At 55.2% G+C, this 17171-nt stretch carries 15 protein-coding genes; 11 read left to right on the top strand and 4 right to left on the bottom strand.

What is annotated here, in order from left to right; translation table 11 throughout:
* Positions 1-56: 56 nt before the first annotated feature.
* From ACFX4O_RS20550 to ACFX4O_RS20540, 3 genes are all read left to right on the top strand, one after another.
* A complete protein-coding gene (locus ACFX4O_RS20550; RefSeq protein ID WP_380210800.1) occupies positions 57-917 on the top strand; it encodes a helix-turn-helix transcriptional regulator in 861 nt (286 codons plus the stop codon).
* 213 nt (positions 918-1130) lie between these two features.
* A complete protein-coding gene (fsa, locus tag ACFX4O_RS20545) occupies positions 1131-1793 on the top strand; it encodes a fructose-6-phosphate aldolase (protein ID WP_131412955.1) in 663 nt (220 codons plus the stop codon).
* Positions 1794-1804: 11 nt separating this feature from the next.
* The gene (locus ACFX4O_RS20540; protein ID WP_380210799.1) at positions 1805-2908 is read left to right on the top strand and encodes a glycerol dehydrogenase; all 1104 of its coding nucleotides are present in this window, start codon (positions 1805-1807) and stop codon (positions 2906-2908) included.
* Positions 2909-3097: 189 nt separating this feature from the next.
* On the opposite strand, the gene metF is transcribed toward ACFX4O_RS20540, so the two are convergent.
* The 3 genes from metF to metB all read right to left on the bottom strand — a co-directional run bounded on the left by metF (position 3098) and on the right by metB (position 7792).
* Complete coding sequence (gene metF, locus ACFX4O_RS20535; protein WP_380210797.1) at positions 3098-3988, bottom strand: methylenetetrahydrofolate reductase; 891 nt, start codon at positions 3986-3988, stop codon at positions 3098-3100.
* A gap of 208 nt (positions 3989-4196) precedes the next feature.
* The gene (locus tag ACFX4O_RS20530; protein ID WP_380210796.1) at positions 4197-6629 is read right to left on the bottom strand and encodes a bifunctional aspartate kinase/homoserine dehydrogenase II; all 2433 of its coding nucleotides are present in this window, start codon (positions 6627-6629) and stop codon (positions 4197-4199) included.
* A 2-nt stretch (positions 6630-6631) separates the two neighbouring features.
* On the bottom strand, positions 6632-7792 hold the full coding sequence (gene metB, locus ACFX4O_RS20525) for a cystathionine gamma-synthase (protein WP_131412864.1): 1161 nt from the start codon (positions 7790-7792) through the stop codon (positions 6632-6634).
* A gap of 262 nt (positions 7793-8054) precedes the next feature.
* On the opposite strand from metB, the gene metJ reads away from it, so the two are divergent.
* The gene (gene metJ / locus ACFX4O_RS20520; protein ID WP_007369220.1) at positions 8055-8372 is read left to right on the top strand and encodes a met regulon transcriptional regulator MetJ; all 318 of its coding nucleotides are present in this window, start codon (positions 8055-8057) and stop codon (positions 8370-8372) included.
* 304 nt (positions 8373-8676) lie between these two features.
* Here metJ and rpmE read toward each other — a convergent pair whose 3' ends face one another.
* On the bottom strand, positions 8677-8889 hold the full coding sequence (gene rpmE / locus ACFX4O_RS20515) for a 50S ribosomal protein L31 (protein WP_131412866.1): 213 nt from the start codon (positions 8887-8889) through the stop codon (positions 8677-8679).
* 207 nt (positions 8890-9096) lie between these two features.
* Between rpmE and priA the strand changes: the two genes are divergently transcribed.
* The 7 genes from priA (at position 9097) to rraA (ending at position 17091) form a co-directional block, all read left to right on the top strand.
* On the top strand, positions 9097-11289 hold the full coding sequence (gene priA, locus ACFX4O_RS20510) for a primosomal protein N' (protein WP_380210825.1): 2193 nt from the start codon (positions 9097-9099) through the stop codon (positions 11287-11289).
* A gap of 124 nt (positions 11290-11413) precedes the next feature.
* Entirely contained in the window at positions 11414-12439 is a 1026-nt protein-coding gene (gene cytR, locus ACFX4O_RS20505; protein ID WP_380210793.1) for a DNA-binding transcriptional regulator CytR, read from the top strand.
* 94 nt (positions 12440-12533) lie between these two features.
* A complete protein-coding gene (gene ftsN / locus ACFX4O_RS20500; protein WP_380210791.1) occupies positions 12534-13553 on the top strand; it encodes a cell division protein FtsN in 1020 nt (339 codons plus the stop codon).
* A 92-nt stretch (positions 13554-13645) separates the two neighbouring features.
* Positions 13646-14176 (top strand): ATP-dependent protease subunit HslV, encoded by a 531-nt coding sequence (hslV, locus tag ACFX4O_RS20495; RefSeq protein WP_020455959.1) that lies wholly within the window; start codon positions 13646-13648, stop codon positions 14174-14176.
* 9 nt (positions 14177-14185) lie between these two features.
* A complete protein-coding gene (gene hslU, locus ACFX4O_RS20490; protein WP_131412871.1) occupies positions 14186-15517 on the top strand; it encodes an HslU--HslV peptidase ATPase subunit in 1332 nt (443 codons plus the stop codon).
* Between the two features lie 66 nt (positions 15518-15583).
* Positions 15584-16513, top strand: coding sequence for a 1,4-dihydroxy-2-naphthoate polyprenyltransferase (menA, locus tag ACFX4O_RS20485; RefSeq protein WP_380210789.1), 930 nt, complete (start codon positions 15584-15586; stop codon positions 16511-16513).
* Between the two features lie 92 nt (positions 16514-16605).
* Positions 16606-17091, top strand: a complete 486-nt coding sequence (rraA, locus tag ACFX4O_RS20480) for a ribonuclease E activity regulator RraA (protein ID WP_020455956.1) — start codon at positions 16606-16608, stop codon at positions 17089-17091.
* Positions 17092-17171 lie beyond the last annotated feature (80 nt).

Below are 17171 nucleotides of genomic sequence, written 5' to 3'. Positions count from 1 at the left end.
CCTTTTTTGATCCTGCCAGTTAAGGTTGTCCCTTCGCCAGCAACCAAAGGGACACCATGAGTCTCGATGTCAGCCATCTTATCTCGCGCCTGATAAACGGCCCGGCTCCGCTACGGCAGATATGCTTTGCGGGCGTGACCGGAACCGCACCTGCGCAGGCCTGCCAGGTGGATTTTCCTCGCCTGGAGATAGTGCTGGAGGGAACGGTGACCGACACGGGGATCAACGGCGAAACCACGCGGATGTCGCAGCACGACGTACTATACGTTCCTGCGGGCAGCTGGAATCACCCGCAATGGCAACTACCGGCCACCACCTTAAGCGTGCTGTTTGGCAAGCAACAGCTCAGTTTTAACGTCACGCAGTGGGATGGTGCCATGCTGCAAAACATGGCGAAACAACATGTTGCGCGCCGCGGCCCGCGTGTCGGCTCCTTCCTGCTACAGACGCTGCATGAAATGCAGATGCAGCCGCACGAACAGCAAACCGCGCGCCTGATCGTCACTACTCTGCTCAGCCATTGTAATGACTTGCTCGGCAGCCAGATCCAAACCGCGTCGCGCAGTCAGGCGCTGTTCGAAGCTGTTCGTGAATATATCGACGAAAATTATGCTTTGCCGCTCACGCGCGAATCGGTGGCGCAGGCGTTTTATATCTCACCCAATTACCTGTCGCACCTGTTTCAGAAAACCGGTTCTGTCGGCTTCAATGAATATCTTACTCATACCCGGCTGGAGCACGCCAAAACGCTGCTCAAAGGGTACGATTTAAAAGTGAAAGAAGTGGCGCACAGCTGCGGGTTTGTTGACAGCAACTACTTCTGCCGCCTGTTTCGTAAAAACACGGAACGCTCACCCTCGGAATATCGCCAGCAATATCACAGCCATCTCAGCGAAAAATCCCCGCTGGACGAATAACGCCAAAACTGGATTTTTGTACGTTAAAAATACCCTGCTTGTTTCAACGACTCTCTACAACACCTTTTTTCATCAGCAATCACGTAACTTGTGAGCCGGCTCGCACTTTGCTCTCTCGATCACATTTGTCCAGTATTTGGCAGATTTGTTATATGGCGGGAACACAACCCGCGCTCTTATGCTGTGTGCAGAAACGCTCTATGAGGAAGCATGATGGAACTGTATCTGGACACCGCAAACGTCGCGGAAGTGGAGCGCCTGGCGCGGATTTACCCGCTGGCGGGCGTAACCACCAATCCAAGCATTATCGCTGCCGGTAAAGACTCCCTCTGGGATGTATTGCCACGCCTGCAACGCGTTATTGGCCCACAGGGAACGCTGTTTGCCCAGGTGATGAGCCGCGAAGCCGATGGCATGGTGGCGGAGGCCAAACGCCTCAATAATGCCGTACCGGATATCGTGGTTAAAATCCCGGTGACAGCTGAGGGTCTCGCCGCCATCAAGCAATTGAAAAAAGAGGGCATTGTCACGCTGGGCACAGCAGTTTACAGCGCCACGCAAGGGCTGCTTGCCGCACTGGCGGGCGCGAAATATGTCGCTCCTTATGTTAACCGCGTCGATGCGCAGGGCGGAGACGGGATCCGCATGGTGCAGGAATTGCAAACCCTGCTGCAACTGCATGCGCCGGAAAGCAAAGTGCTGGCCGCGAGTTTTAAAACGCCACGCCAGGCACTGGAGTGTTTGCTGGTCGGGTGCGAAGCGATCACGCTCCCATTAGATGTAGCGCAACAAATGCTCAACACGCCCGCAGTAGAGTCAGCTATTGAGAAGTTTGAACAGGACTGGAAAACAGCTTTTGGCAACCTCAACCTGTAAGGAGGCAGTATATGGACCGCATCATCCAGTCGCCGGGCAAGTATATCCAGGGTGCAGACGTTATCACCCGCCTCGGTGACTATCTCAAACCGCTGGCCGATCGCTGGCTGGTGGTCGGTGACAAATTTGTTCTCGGTTTTGCGCAGGAAACGCTGCAAAAAAGTCTGGTGGATGCCGGGCTGGCCTGCGAAATCGCGCCGTTCGGCGGCGAATGTTCACAAAATGAAATTGACCGACTGCGCGGTGTGGCAGAAAGCGCCCGCTGTGGTGCGGTGCTCGGCATCGGCGGCGGCAAAACGCTGGATACCGCTAAAGCGCTGGCGCATTTCATGCACGTGCCGGTGGCCATTGCCCCCACTATCGCATCGACCGATGCGCCCTGTAGCGCGTTATCGGTTATCTACACCGACAGCGGCGAGTTCGATCGTTATTTGCTGCTGCCCAACAACCCGGATCGGGTGATTGTCGATACCAAAATCGTCGCCGGTGCGCCAGCGCGTTTGCTGGCGGCAGGGATTGGCGATGCGCTCTCTACCTGGTTTGAAGCGCGTGCTTGTTCACGCAGTGGCGCAAAAACGATGGCGGGAGGTCAGTGTACCCAATCCGCTCTCGCGCTGGCGGAGCTGTGTTACAACACGCTGCTTGAAGAGGGTGAAAAAGCGATGTTCGCCGCCGAGCAACATGTTGTGACGCCTGCGCTGGAGCGCGTGGTGGAAGCCAATACCTACCTGAGCGGCGTCGGCTTTGAGAGCGGTGGTCTGGCGGCAGCACACGCCATTCATAACGGCATCACGGCGATCCCGGAGGCACATCATTACTATCACGGCGAAAAAGTGGCGTTTGGTACCTTAACCCAGTTAGTGCTGGAAAATGCACCGCTGGAAGAGATCGAAACGGTCGCGGCGCTGTGCCATACCGTTGGCTTACCGATTACGCTGGCACAACTGGGCATCAAAACCGATATTCCGGCAAAAATGCACATCGTGGCACAGGCTGCCTGTGCACAAGGGGAAACCATTCATAATATGCCGGGCGGTGCGACACCGGATCAGGTCTATGCCGCGCTGCTGGTTGCCGACCAGTACGGGAAACGGTTCCTGGAGGAGTGGGAATAGCATTCGATTTTATAGAAAGCGGCATTGATTACGCGTACCAAAACCCTTAAAAGAAGTCTCGGCCAGTCCTGTGAGAGGTAAATTCAAAGACAATGCAGAGCCAAAATCTGTTGATAACCAGCCCACAGGACGTGGTTTTCAGTTAGCCATAAAAAAGCCGGATCGCGATCCGGCTTTTCTTTTTTACATTTACACTCCCGGACGAACACCCAGCGTGTGGCAAATGGCGTAACTCATTTCGGCGCGGTTCAGCGTATAGAAGTGGAAATCTTTCACCCCTTCGCGGCTTAAAATTTTCACCATATCCATGGCGATATTTGCGCCCACCAGCTTGCGGGTTTCCGCGTCGTCATCCAGGCCGTCGAACATTTGCGACATCCACGCCGGAATACGCACATTGGTCATATCGGCAAATTTTTTCGCCTGCTTAAAATTCGAAACCGGCAGGATACCCGGCACGATCTCAACATCAATACCGGTTGCCGCACAGCGATCGCGAAAACGCAGGTAGCTTTCCACATCGAAAAAGAACTGGGTAATCGCGCGGCTCGCGCCCGCATCTACTTTCCGCTTCAGGTTCAACAGATCGGCCTGCGCGCTTTTCGCTTCCGGGTGAACTTCCGGGTAAGCGGCGACGGAGATATCAAAATCCGCGACCTCTTTTAACAGCGTCACCAGATCGGCAGCGTACATGTCCGGCTTGCCGCCACCCGGTGGTAAATCACCGCGCAATGCCACAATGTGGCGAATGCCGTTGTTCCAGTAATCCTGCGCGATAGTGCGCAACTCGTCACGCGTGGCATCAATGCAGGTCAAATGCGGCACCGCTTCCAGCCCGGTGCGGTCTTTGATGCCTTTAATGATGCTGTGTGTGCGATCGCGCTCGCCCGAGTTTGCACCATAAGTCACCGAAACAAATTTCGGCTTCAGGCTGCTTAAACGATCGATGGAGTGCCATAAGGTCTGTTCCATTTCACTGGTGCGCGGCGGGAAAAATTCAAAGGAAACATTAATCTGGCCGTGAACTTCCGCCAGGCTCTGGTTCAGGGCTTCCCGCTGGTTGGCGTGAAAAAAGCTCATACCTTACCTCATCAATCACATGTCATTGTCTATTGTCTTGTGAACTTCTATACGTTTAGACGTCCAGATGTAAAAATGACGGAAAACGATCGGGGCGTCAACAGGAAAATCACCATTCTGTGTGAGGAATGTTCAGCGAAGATGAAAAAAGTTCATGATGCAGCAGAAGCATCCTCTCCCTGTTCAGAGAGAGGATAAGAGAAAGGGGCTACAGTAACTGTGCGAGGCGATTGATATCCGACTGGATAGCACCGGCGGTCACATCACGACCCGCACCAGGCCCGCGGATCACCAGCGGGTTATCGCGGTACCAGCGGCTTTCAATGGCGAAGACATTATCCCCCGGCAAAACCGCCGCCAGCGGGTGTTCCGCCCGAACGGCCTCAACGCCGACGCGCGCTTTACCGTTGGCATCGAAACGCGCCACATAACGCAGCACCAGCCCCATTTCACGGGCAGCTTCCAGGCGTTGCACCATCTGGTCATTCAGCTCGTCACCGTTTTCAAAGAAGTGATCGACCGATCCCTCTTCGCAACCCGCAGGTACTAAAGACTCCACGCGCACCTGGTCTGGTTCGATATCGTAACCCGCCTCGCGGGCGAGGATCACCAGCTTGCGCATCACATCTTTGCCGGAAAGATCAACGCGTGGATCCGGCTCGGTCAACCCTTGCTGCCAGGCCTGATCCACTAAATCGGTAAACGGCACGGAACCGTCGAATTGCAGGAACAGCCAGGAGAGCGTACCGGAGAAAATCCCGCTGATCGCCAGAATCGCATCACCGCTTTCACGCAGGTCGCGCACGGTATGATTCACCGGCAGACCTGCACCAACAGTCGCGTTATACAACCAGCGGCGACCGGTTTTTTCGAACGCATCGTGGATCTGACGATACTTATCGGTCGTGCTGGCTCCGGCCAGTTTGTTGGCGCTGATCACATGGAAGCCGTGGCTGGCGAAATCCAGATACTGCTCCGCTAGCTGCGAGCTTGCGGTGACGTCCAGCACCACCAGATCGTCGTACGGATGGGCGCGCATCCACAAAAACAGCGACTCCTCATCCTGCTCTACTGCTTCATCGTTAAAGAACGCCAGCGCGCGGCTGGCATCCAGTCCGTCATAACTCAGCAAACTGCGGCGGCTATCCACCACGCCCGCCAGCACAAATTCAAAACCGGTACGCGCCGACAACGCGCTCTGCTCGCGCGAGAACAACTCCAGCCAGCGGGAACCAATATTACCTTTGCCAAACAGCACCAGACCAATGCGTTTTTCTGCGCGGAACAGCGATTGATGCAGCCCCTGAATCAGGCTTTCCGTTGGGCCAACGCGCAGAACGGCAACCAGGCTAATGCCTTCGTCAGATTGCCAGATAAACTCCACCGGCTGGCCTTTAAGCTGCTGCCAGAAACGGTGACTGTGCAACGGGTTACGACACACGCCCGCTCCCACCATTGCTACCAGCGCCAGCCCCTGGCGCAAACGCAATTCACCCGGCAAACCGGCTTCATCAAGCAGTTTAAAGACGCTATCGACAACTTCTGAGGTGTAGCACAGTTGCAATAAGTTGCGGTCAGCATGGGCGCCAACCGCCAGTGGGCGCACCTGCGCGCGCTTAAGAATCAGATCAATCTCTTTGTGCGCCAGCTTAAAGTCCTGCCCGGACGGCACCAGAAATTCAATCAGGCAAACATCATCATGGCTGGTGACAATCCGCGCCCCGGTGCCGGAAGCCAGCACACGTTCAATGCGTGTCGACCCCTGTTCTGGGTTGTAACTACAGCGCAATTGCAGATCGATATTACTGCCGGAGACGGGCTGCAATGTACGCGCATGCAACACCGGTGCCGCCAGACGCGCCAGCTCGCTGGCTTCATCAAGGCGCAGCAGCGGCAGCAGACAAGCATCTTTGACTTTACGCGGGTCCGCGCTGTAAACGCCCGCCACATCACTCCAGATGGTTACGCGGGAGACATCGCCCAGCGCGCCAATTTGCGTTGCCGAGTAATCCGAGCCGTTACGCCCCAACAGCACGGTTTCGCCGGCTTCGTTGCGGCTGATAAAGCCGGTCACGACGATACGTTTACCCGGATACTGCGCCAGTTGTTGTTGCAGCAGAGGATAAGACGCGCCTTCATTCACCTGCGGTTGCGCCGAGCGTTCTGCACGCAGGAAATCGCGGGCATCCAGCCAGGCGGCATCCAGACCCTGCTGATTCAGCAAGGCGGACATTAAACGCGCCGACCAGATTTCACCATGGCCGACCACTTCGGCGTAAACCGCGTCGGTGATGCCGCCATCCAGCAGCACCGCGAGGTGTTCAAGATCGTGAATAAACTCGCTGGTCAGACCGTCTGCAATCGCTGCGGGCAACAGCCCGTTGATTAAATCAGTCTGGTAACGACGCAGCGATTGTTGAACCTGATGCGCAGAAAGCCTGTCAGTCTGGCTCAACTTCAGCCAGTTGATCAGCTGGTTGGTGGTGCTGCCTGCGGCCGAGACAACCATCATGTCGCCAGGTTGTGAATACTCCGCCATGATCCCTGCGACGCGCAGGTAACATTTCACATCCGCCAGACTACTCCCACCAAATTTGTGCAGTTGACGAGCCTTCGTCCCTGCCTGCGCAATCACACTCATGTTTACCCCTCAGCTGCGACCCGGAAGCCATTTTCCAGATCGGCAATTAGATCTTCACTGTCTTCAATACCGGCTGAGATACGCAATAGCGTCTCAGAAATTCCCGCTGCGGCGCGCGCTTCGGGCGCCATGCCTGCGTGAGTCATTGTCGCGGCGTGGGAGATTAAACTTTCAACCCCGCCTAATGATTCCGCCAGCGTAAACAACGATAGACCACTTAAGAAACGACGCAGCGTTTGTTCGTCGCCATCCAGCTCAAAACTTAACATTGCGCCAAAGCCTTTTTGTTGACGCGCAGCAATCTCATGCCCCTGATTATGCGGCAGAGATGGGTGGTACAGCTTTTTCACCAACGGCTGTTTTTGCAGGAAATCGACAATCGCTTGTGCGTTACGCTGCGCCACTTCCATGCGCGGCGACAACGTACGCAGACCGCGCAACAGCAGATAACTGTCGAAGGCGCTGCCGGTGACGCCAATATTATTCGCCCACCATGCCAGTTCGGTGACAGTGGCCTCATCTTTCGCAATCACCACGCCCGCCACCACATCGGAATGGCCGTTGAGGTATTTGGTGCAGGAGTGCAGCACCAAATCCGCGCCCAGCGCCAGCGGGTTCTGCAATGCCGGGCTCAGGAACGTGTTATCCACCACGCTGATTGCGCCAGCTTCACGCGCAAGCTGGCAGATTTTCGCGATATCCACAACGCGCAACAACGGGTTGCTTGGGCTTTCGACCAGCACCAGCTTCGGTTGTTCCGCTAACGCCGCTTTCAATGCCTGCTCATCGCCCTGGTCAACAAATTTCACCCGGTAGCAACCGCGTTTTGCCAGGCTATCGAACAGGCGATAGCTGCCGCCATAGCAGTCGTGCGGTGCAACCAGCAGGTCGCCAGGTTTGAGAAACACGGTCGTCACCAGGTGAATCGCCGACATGCCGGTATTGGTCAATACCGCGCCCGCACCACCTTCCAGTTCCGCCAACGCGCGCTGAACCACATCACGCGTTGGATTGCCGCGACGCGAGTAGTCATGCGCGCGAGGTTCGTTAAAGCCGGTGAAATTATAGGTACTGGAGAGATGAATCGGCGGGACAACGCAACCGTACTGCTCGTCATCGTTCAATCCGCTACGCACTGCGATGGTGGCCTGTTTACGCGTCATGGTGAAGGCTTCCTGGCTTAATGGATGAAAAGTCTCACGACAGAGTAAACACTGCGGCAATAGACGTCAATACATCTGGACATCTAAACTTCTTTGCGTATAGATTGAGCAAAAGCGCAATAGCCGTTAAAATTATACGCTTTAGTACCGGTAGCGGAGCGATACACCGTGTCACCATGGTGACTCTACGGTAAACTACGCGGAATTACGGCCCGGCGGTGCCCGGGTTTAGACTAATGACTGAGAGGATTAAAGGTATCTCATGGCTGAATGGAGCGGCGAATATATCAGCCCATACGCTGAGCACGGCAAGAAGAGTGAACAAGTAAAAAAAATTACGGTTTCCATTCCTCTTAAGGTGTTAAAAATCCTCACCGATGAACGTACCCGTCGTCAGGTGAACAACTTGCGTCACGCCACCAACAGCGAGCTGCTGTGTGAAGCGTTTTTGCATGCGTTTACCGGTCAACCCTTGCCGAACGATGAAGACCTGCGCAAAGAGCGCAGCGACGAAATCCCGGAAGAGGCGAAAGTGATTATGCGTGAACTGGGCATCGACCCGGATACGTGGGAATACTGATCGCAACAAAAAAGGGCGGAAGATATCTTCCGCCCTTTTTGTTTATCTCATCGGCTCGCTCAGAAGCGCGTGACTTCCGGGTGCACTTCCGCCAGTGAGAGCAGGTAAGACATAAATACGTTTTTCACAGCCGTTAGCAAATCGCTCATTTCTTTCGCTCAGGTTCACAGGAGTGGATGGCGAAAAGAATATGCGCGTTTTTTAGTCAGAGCAATATTTTTGTGATACTCATCACAAAAATTCACCCCTTCGGCAAAACGCAGAGACAAAAAAAGCGCCTTTCGGCGCTTTTTTCTTTGGCAACTTATTTGCTGCCCGGGATGCTGAAGCGTTTGTTGAAACGGTCAACACGGCCACCAGTTGCAACATCACGCTGCTTGCCGGTGAAGAACGGGTGGCATTGACCACACACGTCCAGGTTCAGATCGCGACCCAGAGTTGAGTGGGTTTTGATTACGTTACCGCAAGAGCAAGTTGCAGTAATCGCTACATAATTCGGGTGAATACCTTTTTTCATGGGAAACCTCAGTTTAAGGCCGCGTCGCTCTTCCAGCCCTAACGCCAGACACCACGCGAGTTAATATGTAAGTGTATCTTTGGCACGTTCAAAACGCATCAAAGGCGGCGAATCATACAGAAATTAGCCAGCACATGCAAACTGATCCGCTCGCCCGTAGCAACAATGTGTATACTATCCCGCCAGTTTTCAAGTCAGGATGATGAGATGCCCGTCGCCCGCGTTGCGCTATCTGTACCTTTGCCCCGCACGTTCGATTACCTGTTGCCGGATGAGATGCCCGCGCGCGCGGGCTGTCGCGTGCGTGTGCCGTTTGGTAACCAGCATCGCATCGGCATTGTGATGGCAGTGGGCGACGAAAGCGAGTTGCCGCTGGCCGATCTCAAAAGCGTGGAAGAGGTGCTCGACAGCGAACCGGTTTTTTCCCCGGCGGTCTGGCGTCTGTTGCTCTGGGCGGCGGAGTATTACCACCATCCGATCGGTGATGTGTTGTTCAACGCCCTTCCCGTTCTGCTGCGCCAGACTAAACCCGCCAGCGCGGAGTTTCAGGGCTACTGGTTCGCCACCGAGCAGGGCCAGGCAATGGACATCAACCGCGTAAAGTCAGCTAAGCAGCAGCAGGCTCTCTCGGCGCTGCGTAAAGGCAAAATCTGGCAGCATCAACTGGCAGCGCTGGATCTGAAAAGCGTTACCCTACAAGCGCTGCGCGCCAAAGGGCTGGCGGAGATGAACAGCGAAACGCCAACCTTTAACGACTGGCGCACAACATTTTCCGTTAGCGGTGACCGGTTGCGTCTGAACACAGAGCAAGCCACTGCGGTCGGCGCTATCCACAGCGCGGCGGATCGTTTTTCCGCCTGGTTGCTGGCAGGCGTGACCGGCTCCGGCAAAACAGAAGTCTATTTAAGCGTGCTGGAAAACGTGCTGACGCAGGGAAAGCAGGCGCTGGTGATGGTGCCGGAAATTGGTCTAACACCGCAAACTATCGCCCGCTTTCGCGAGCGTTTTAATGCGCCGGTCGAGGTGCTGCACTCGGGGCTGAACGACAGCGAGCGCCTGATAACATGGCAAAAAGCAAAGAACGGCGAAGCGGCGATTGTGATCGGCACGCGCTCATCGCTGTTTACCCCGTTTAAGAACCTTGGCGTGATTGTCATCGACGAAGAGCACGACAGCTCCTATAAACAGCAGGAAGGCTGGCGTTATCACGCCCGCGATCTGGCGGTTTATCGCGCTCACAGTGAGCAGATCCCGATTATTCTTGGTTCGGCGACACCCGCGCTGGAAACCCTGCATAACGTGCGGTCGCGCAAATATCACCTGCTGCGCCTGACCCGCCGCGCAGGCCACGCGCGCCCGGCGATGCAACATGTTCTGGATCTGAAAGGCCAGCCGTTACAGGCCGGTCTGGCTCCGGCGCTGATCAACCGTATGCGCCAGCATCTGCAAGCAGGAAACCAGGTTATTTTGTTCCTTAACCGCCGCGGTTTTTCGCCTGCCTTGCTGTGTCATGACTGTGGCTGGATAGCGGAATGCCCGCGCTGTGATCACTATTACACCTTCCATCAGGCGCAGCAGCATCTACGCTGTCACCACTGCGACAGCCAGCGCCCGGTACCGCGCCAGTGCCCGTCCTGCGGTTCTACACATTTATTGCCCGTTGGTCTTGGCACCGAACAGTTGGAACACGCGTTGACGCCGATGTTTCCCGGTGTGCCGCTATCACGTATTGATCGCGACACCACAAGCCGCAAAGGCGCGCTGGAGCAGCATCTTGCAGAAGTGCATCGTGGCGGCGCGCGCATTCTGATTGGCACACAAATGCTGGCAAAAGGCCACCACTTCCCGGATGTTACGCTGGTTGCGCTGCTGGATGTCGACGGCGCGTTGTTCTCGGCAGATTTCCGCGCTGCTGAGCGTTTCGCCCAGCTTTATACCCAGGTTTCCGGTCGTGCCGGGCGCGCAGGCAAACAGGGCGAAGTGGTACTGCAAACGCACCACCCGGAACATCCGCTTCTGCAAACGCTGCTGCATAAAGGTTATGACACCTTCGCGGAACAGGCGCTGGCGGAGCGGCAAACCATGCAATTGCCGCCGTGGACCAGCCATGTGTTGATCCGCGCTGAAGATCAGAACAACCAGCACGCGCCGCTGTTTCTACAACAGCTTAAAAATCTGCTGCAAGCCAGCCCACTGGCAGACAACCAGTTATGGGTTTTAGGCCCGGTTCCGGCGCTGGCGGCCAAACGCGCCGGGCGCTACCGCTGGCAGTTGCTGCTACAACACCCTTCCCGTATTCGCCTGCAGCATATCGTCACCGGCGCGCTGGCCCTGATTAACACCCTGCCGGACGCGCGGCGAGTGAAATGGGTGCTGGATGTCGACCCGATTGAAAGTTAAGGCTGCGAGCCGGCATATAAAATTCAACTTTCATCACACTTTTCATGAAAATTCTGTAACCGGTGCGCTTAACTATCTGATAAAAATGTGACAACGCCTGCGCCGTGCATGCGAGGAGAACAAGGTGAAACCCAAAAATCAGGTTGCGGCAGCGACCATGAAAGATGTTGCCATGAAAGCAAAGGTTTCGACGGCAACCGTGTCACGTGCATTAATGAACCCGGAAAAAGTGTCACAGGCTACCCGCAATCGGGTGGAACAAGCGGCAATGGAAGTGGGTTATTTGCCTCAGTCGATGGGACGCAACGTCAAACGCAATGAATCGCGCACTCTGCTGGTAATTGTGCCGGATATTTGCGATCCCTTTTTCAGCGAGATTATTCGTGGCATTGAAGTGACTGCCGCGGAACACGGCTATCTGGTGCTGATTGGTGACTGCGCCCATCAAAATCAGCAGGAAAAAACCTTTATCGACCTGATTATCACCAAGCAAATCGATGGCATGCTGCTGCTCGGCTCGCGTTTGCCGTTTGACGCCAGCATTGAAGAGCAACGCAATTTACCGCCAATGGTGATGGCTAATGAATTCGCACCGGAGTTGGAATTGCCGACGGTGCATATCGATAACCTGACCGCTGCATTTAATGCCGTCAATTTTTTGCAGGAACAAGGGCACCAGCGGATCGGTTGTATCGCCGGTCCGGAAGAGATGCCGCTGTGCCATTACCGCTTGCAGGGGTATGTGCAGGCGTTGCGCCGTTCTGGTGTGACCGTTGATCCGCATTACATCACGCGTGGCGATTTCACGTTTGAGGCAGGCGCACGGGCGTTGGATCAATTGTTGATGCTACCGAAGCCACCGACTGCCGTGTTCTGCCATAGCGATGTGATGGCGCTCGGCGCGCTGTCGCAAGCTAAACGCCGGGGTTTGAAAGTACCGGACGACTTGTCGATCATCGGCTTTGATAACATTTCACTGGCTGAATTCTGCGACCCACCGCTGACCACCGTTTCGCAACCGCGTTATGAAATTGGTCGCGAAGCCATGTTATTACTGCTGGAGCAGTTGCAGGGGCATAGCGTAAACAGCGGTTCGCGCTTGTTGGACTGTGAATTAATCCTGCGCGGTAGCACCCGGGCGCTGAAGTAAAGCTGCGGGCTTTCAGACGCCCACTTCTGGTCAAAACCCCGTCGCTTAAGTAACATGGCGGGCTGATAAACGAAATAAATACAGCGAAACGATAGTGGCACAACGAGATTATGTACGCCGCAGCCAGTCGGCCCCTGCGCGGCGAAAGACGAGTAACTCAAAGAAAAAACAGCGCAGCAAGTCTGCGGTCTCTCCAGCTATGGTCGCCATTGCGGCCGCCGTGCTGGTCGCCTTTATCGGTGGTTTGTACTTTATTACGCACCACAAAAAAGAAGAATCCGAGTCACTGCAAAACCAGAAAATGACCGGCAACGGCCTGCCACCGAAACCAGAAGAGCGCTGGCGCTACATTAAAGAGCTGGAAAGCCGCCAGCCTGGCGTACGTGCGCCAACCGAGCCAACGGCCGGTGGTGAAGTGCAAAAACCGGAGCAACTGACCGATGAGCAGCGTCAATTGTTAGCGCAAATGCAAGCTGACATGCGCCAGCAACCGACACAGCTCAACGAAGTGCCGTGGAACGAACAGACGCCGGAGCAGCGCCAGCAAACACTGCAACGCCAGCGCCAGGCGCAGCAGCAAGTGCAGATGCAACAGCAACAGCAGTGGACGCAGTCGCAGCCTGTACAGGCACAGCCGCCGCGCACGCAGCCGCGCGTGACGGAACAACCGGTGCAGCAGGCGCGTACCACGCAAACAACGCCGCCGCCGCGCCAGACGCAACCCACTACGCAGCAAAAACCGGCGGCCACCTCGCAACCGTATCAGGATCTGCTGCAAACGCCGCCGCATACCGCCGCAACGCCGCCGAAAACGCAACAAGCCGCGCCGGTAACGCGTGAAGTGGAAGCACCAAAAGCGCAACCGCAAACGGCAGAGAAGAAAGACGATCGCCGCTGGCTTATCCAGTGCGGTTCGTTTAAAGGCCAGGATCAGGCAGAAACGGTACGCGCACAGTTGGCATTCGAAGGTTTCGACTCACGTATTACCAGCAACAATGGCTGGAATCGCGTGGTGATGGGCCCGGTGAAAGGCAAAGAGAGCGCCGATGCCACCATTAGCCGCCTGAAAATGGCTGGTCACGCAAACTGCATCCGTCTCGCCGCCGGGGGTTGAAACCCCTAAAACACCCCCCATTTATAATTGCATTCTGCCCCGTACACCGTGCGGGGCGCTGTATTGTGCATTTGTAACCAAGGGGTCTGCTCGTGACAACAATCGTAAGCGTACGCCGTAACGGCCATGTCGTTATCGCTGGTGATGGCCAGGCCACACTGGGCAACACCGTAATGAAAGGCAACGTGAAAAAAGTTCGCCGCCTGTATAACGACAAAGTCATTGCAGGCTTTGCCGGCGGCACGGCCGACGCCTTCACTCTGTTTGAATTATTCGAACGTAAACTGGAAATGCACCAGGGTCATCTGGTGAAAGCGGCTGTCGAGCTGGCAAAGGACTGGCGCACCGATCGCATGCTGCGCAAGCTGGAAGCACTGTTGGCGGTTGCCGACGAAACCGCGTCGCTGATCATCACCGGTAACGGCGATGTGATCCAGCCGGAAAATGACCTGATCGCCATCGGTTCCGGCGGGCCATACGCCCAAGCCGCTGCCCGCGCGTTGCTGGAGAACACCGAGCTTGGCGCACGCGAAATTGCTGAGAAGGCGTTGGGGATTGCAGGCGATATCTGTATCTACACCAACCACTTCCATACCATCGAAGAATTAGCCTATAAAGCGTAAGGATCTCCCATGTCTGAAATGACCCCACGCGAAATTGTCAGCGAACTGGACAAACACATTATCGGCCAGGACGCGGCAAAACGTTCTGTGGCGATTGCCCTGCGTAACCGCTGGCGCCGCATGCAGCTTGATGAAGAGTTGCGCCATGAAGTTACGCCGAAAAACATTCTGATGATCGGGCCAACCGGCGTCGGTAAAACCGAAATTGCCCGCCGTCTGGCAAAACTGGCCAACGCGCCGTTTATCAAAGTTGAAGCGACCAAGTTCACCGAAGTCGGCTACGTTGGGAAAGAAGTGGATTCTATCATCCGCGATCTGACCGATGCGGCAGTGAAAATGGTGCGCAGTCAGTCGATCGAGAAAAACCGTTACCGCGCGGAAGAGATGGCGGAAGAGCGTATTCTCGACGTATTGATCCCACCGGCGAAAAACAACTGGGGTCAGCCGGAACAAGCCGCTGAGCCTTCCGCTGCGCGCCAATCTTTTCGCAAAAAACTGCGTGAAGGCCAGCTCGACGACAAAGAGATTGAAATTGATCTCGCCGCCGCGCCGATGGGTGTAGAAATTATGGCGCCTCCGGGCATGGAGGAGATGACCAATCAGCTCCAGTCCATGTTCCAGAACCTGGGCGGCCAGAAGCAAAAGCCGCGTAAGCTGAAAATCAAAGACGCGATGAAGCTGCTGATTGAAGAGGAAGCGGCGAAGCTGGTGAACCCGGAAGAGCTGAAACAGGAAGCTATCGAAGCCGTTGAGCAGCACGGGATCGTGTTTATCGACGAGATCGACAAAATCTGTAAACGCGGCAACACTTCTGGTCCTGATGTTTCTCGCGAAGGCGTGCAGCGCGATCTGCTGCCGCTGGTGGAAGGCTGTACCGTGTCGACCAAACACGGGATGGTGAAAACCGATCACGTTCTGTTTATTGCTTCTGGTGCGTTCCAGATTGCCAGCCCGTCGGATTTGATCCCGGAACTGCAAGGCCGTTTGCCAATCCGTGTTGAGTTGAAAGCGTTAACCACGCAAGATTTCGAACGCATCCTGACCGAGCCAAACGCGTCTATCACCGTACAGTACAAAGCGCTGATGGCGACCGAAGGCGTAAACATTGATTTCACCGACGACGGTATCAAACGCATTGCTCAAGCCGCGTGGCAGGTGAACGAAACCACGGAGAACATCGGTGCGCGTCGTTTGCATACTGTGCTGGAACGTCTGATGGAAGATATCTCTTATGACGCCAGCGATCTGGGCGGTGAGACGATTATCATTGATGCAGACTATGTGAGTAAGCATCTTGATGCTTTAGTGGCAGATGAAGATCTGAGCCGTTTTATCTTATAATCCCGGTCACAACGTTTTCATCACACTCGATGGGGGCTTATGCCCCCATTTTTGTTGGCTGACCTTATGAACGAAACGCAATCTCTGAGTCTCACCCAGGCATGGCTGGAAAGCCTGCGACCGAAAACATTACCGCTGGCTTTCGCCGCGATTGTCGTTGGCACAGTGCTGGCCTGGTGGCAGGGCTACTTTGATCCGCTGGTGGCGGTGCTCGCACTTATCACCGCAGGATTGCTGCAAATCCTCTCCAACCTTGCCAATGATTACGGCGATGCGGTCAAAGGCAGCGATAAACCGGATCGCATTGGTCCATTGCGCGGTATGCAAAAAGGGGTCATATCCCTTGCGCAGATGAAGCGCGCGCTGATGATTGTCATCGTGCTGAGCTGTATCTCCGGGCTACTGCTGGTGACCGCAGCGACACAAACGGTGGCGGATTTTATCGGCTTCCTTGCGCTCGGAGGACTGTCGATTATTGCCGCCATCACTTACACCATCGGCAAGCGTCCGTATGGTTATCTTGGCCTTGGCGATATCTCAGTGCTGCTTTTCTTCGGCTGGATAAGCGTAATGGGCAGTTGGTACTTGCAGACGCATATGCTGATCCCGGTCGTCATCCTGCCCGCGACCGCTTGTGGTCTGCTGGCTACGGCGGTGTTGAATATCAACAATCTGCGCGATATCGAAAGCGACCGCGAAAACGGCAAAAATACGCTGGTCGTGCGATTAGGGCCCGTCAACGCACGCCGTTACCACGCCGGCCTGCTGGTGGGCGCGCTGTTATGCCTCGCGCTGTTTAACCTGTTTTCGCTGCAAAGCCTGTGGGGTTGGCTGTTTGTGCTGGCTGCGCCGCTGCTTATCAAACAGGCGCGCTTTGTGCTGCGCGAGCTTGACCCGCGCGCTATGCCGCCGATGCTGGAACGCACAGTAAAAGGCGCACTGTTAACTAATCTATTGTTTGTATTAGGAATAATCATCAGTCAAACGCATTTTTAACTGATAAATGTCAATGAACAATTGATGATTTTGCCAACAGCGCGTGATGCGCGATATACTGACTGTTCTCGCAGCAACTGAACGTTAATCCTATGAAATACGATACTTCTGAGCTTTGTGATATTTACCAGGAAGAGATCAACGTCGTGGAACCGCTGTTCTCCAATTTTGGCGGACGGTCGTCGTTTGGCGGACAAATCATCACGGTAAAATGTTTCGAGGATAACGGGTTGCTGTACGATCTGCTCGAACAAAACGGCCGTGGTCGCGTCCTGCTGGTCGACGGCGGTGGTTCAATGCGTCGTGCGTTAATCGACGCGGATCTCGCCCGCACTGCGGTGCAAAACGAGTGGGAAGGGATTGTGGTCTATGGCTCAGTACGCCAGGTAGACGACCTGGAAGAGCTGGATATTGGTATTCAGGCGATTGCCGCCATTCCGGTTGGCGCAGCGGGCGAAGGCATCGGCGAAAGCGACGTGCGCGTCAATTTCGGCGGTGTGACCTTTTTCTCCGGCGACCATCTTTATGCCGATAGCACCGGCATTATCCTTTCCGAAGATCCCCTCGATATCGAGTAAACAAAAGGGCACCGTCAGGTGCCCTTCTTCTTTTTGCCGGATGGCGCTTCGCTTATCCGACATCGTAGTACTTTCCCTAA

Origin of the sequence: Kosakonia sp. YIM B13571, from assembly GCF_042788095.1 — a bacterium.
GTDB classification, from domain to species: domain Bacteria; phylum Pseudomonadota; class Gammaproteobacteria; order Enterobacterales; family Enterobacteriaceae; genus Kosakonia; species Kosakonia quasisacchari.
This window is presented reverse-complemented; position numbering and strand designations above follow the sequence as displayed.

Excerpts from the sequence above, each read along its gene's own strand:
- ACFX4O_RS20550 (WP_380210800.1), top strand. The coding sequence starts at position 57 with ATGAGTCTCGATGTCAGCCATCTTATCTCGCGCCTGATAAACGGCCCG.
- fsa (WP_131412955.1), top strand. The coding sequence starts at position 1,131 with ATGGAACTGTATCTGGACACCGCAAACGTCGCGGAAGTGGAGCGCCTG.
- ACFX4O_RS20540 (WP_380210799.1), top strand. The coding sequence starts at position 1,805 with ATGGACCGCATCATCCAGTCGCCGGGCAAGTATATCCAGGGTGCAGAC.
- metF (WP_380210797.1), bottom strand. The coding sequence starts at position 3,988 with ATGAGCTTTTTTCACGCCAACCAGCGGGAAGCCCTGAACCAGAGCCTG.
- ACFX4O_RS20530 (WP_380210796.1), bottom strand. The coding sequence starts at position 6,629 with ATGAGTGTGATTGCGCAGGCAGGGACGAAGGCTCGTCAACTGCACAAA.
- metB (WP_131412864.1), bottom strand. The coding sequence starts at position 7,792 with ATGACGCGTAAACAGGCCACCATCGCAGTGCGTAGCGGATTGAACGAT.
- metJ (WP_007369220.1), top strand. The coding sequence starts at position 8,055 with ATGGCTGAATGGAGCGGCGAATATATCAGCCCATACGCTGAGCACGGC.
- rpmE (WP_131412866.1), bottom strand. The coding sequence starts at position 8,889 with ATGAAAAAAGGTATTCACCCGAATTATGTAGCGATTACTGCAACTTGC.
- priA (WP_380210825.1), top strand. The coding sequence starts at position 9,097 with ATGCCCGTCGCCCGCGTTGCGCTATCTGTACCTTTGCCCCGCACGTTC.
- hslU (WP_131412871.1), top strand. The coding sequence starts at position 14,186 with ATGTCTGAAATGACCCCACGCGAAATTGTCAGCGAACTGGACAAACAC.
- menA (WP_380210789.1), top strand. The coding sequence starts at position 15,584 with ATGAACGAAACGCAATCTCTGAGTCTCACCCAGGCATGGCTGGAAAGC.
- rraA (WP_020455956.1), top strand. The coding sequence starts at position 16,606 with ATGAAATACGATACTTCTGAGCTTTGTGATATTTACCAGGAAGAGATC.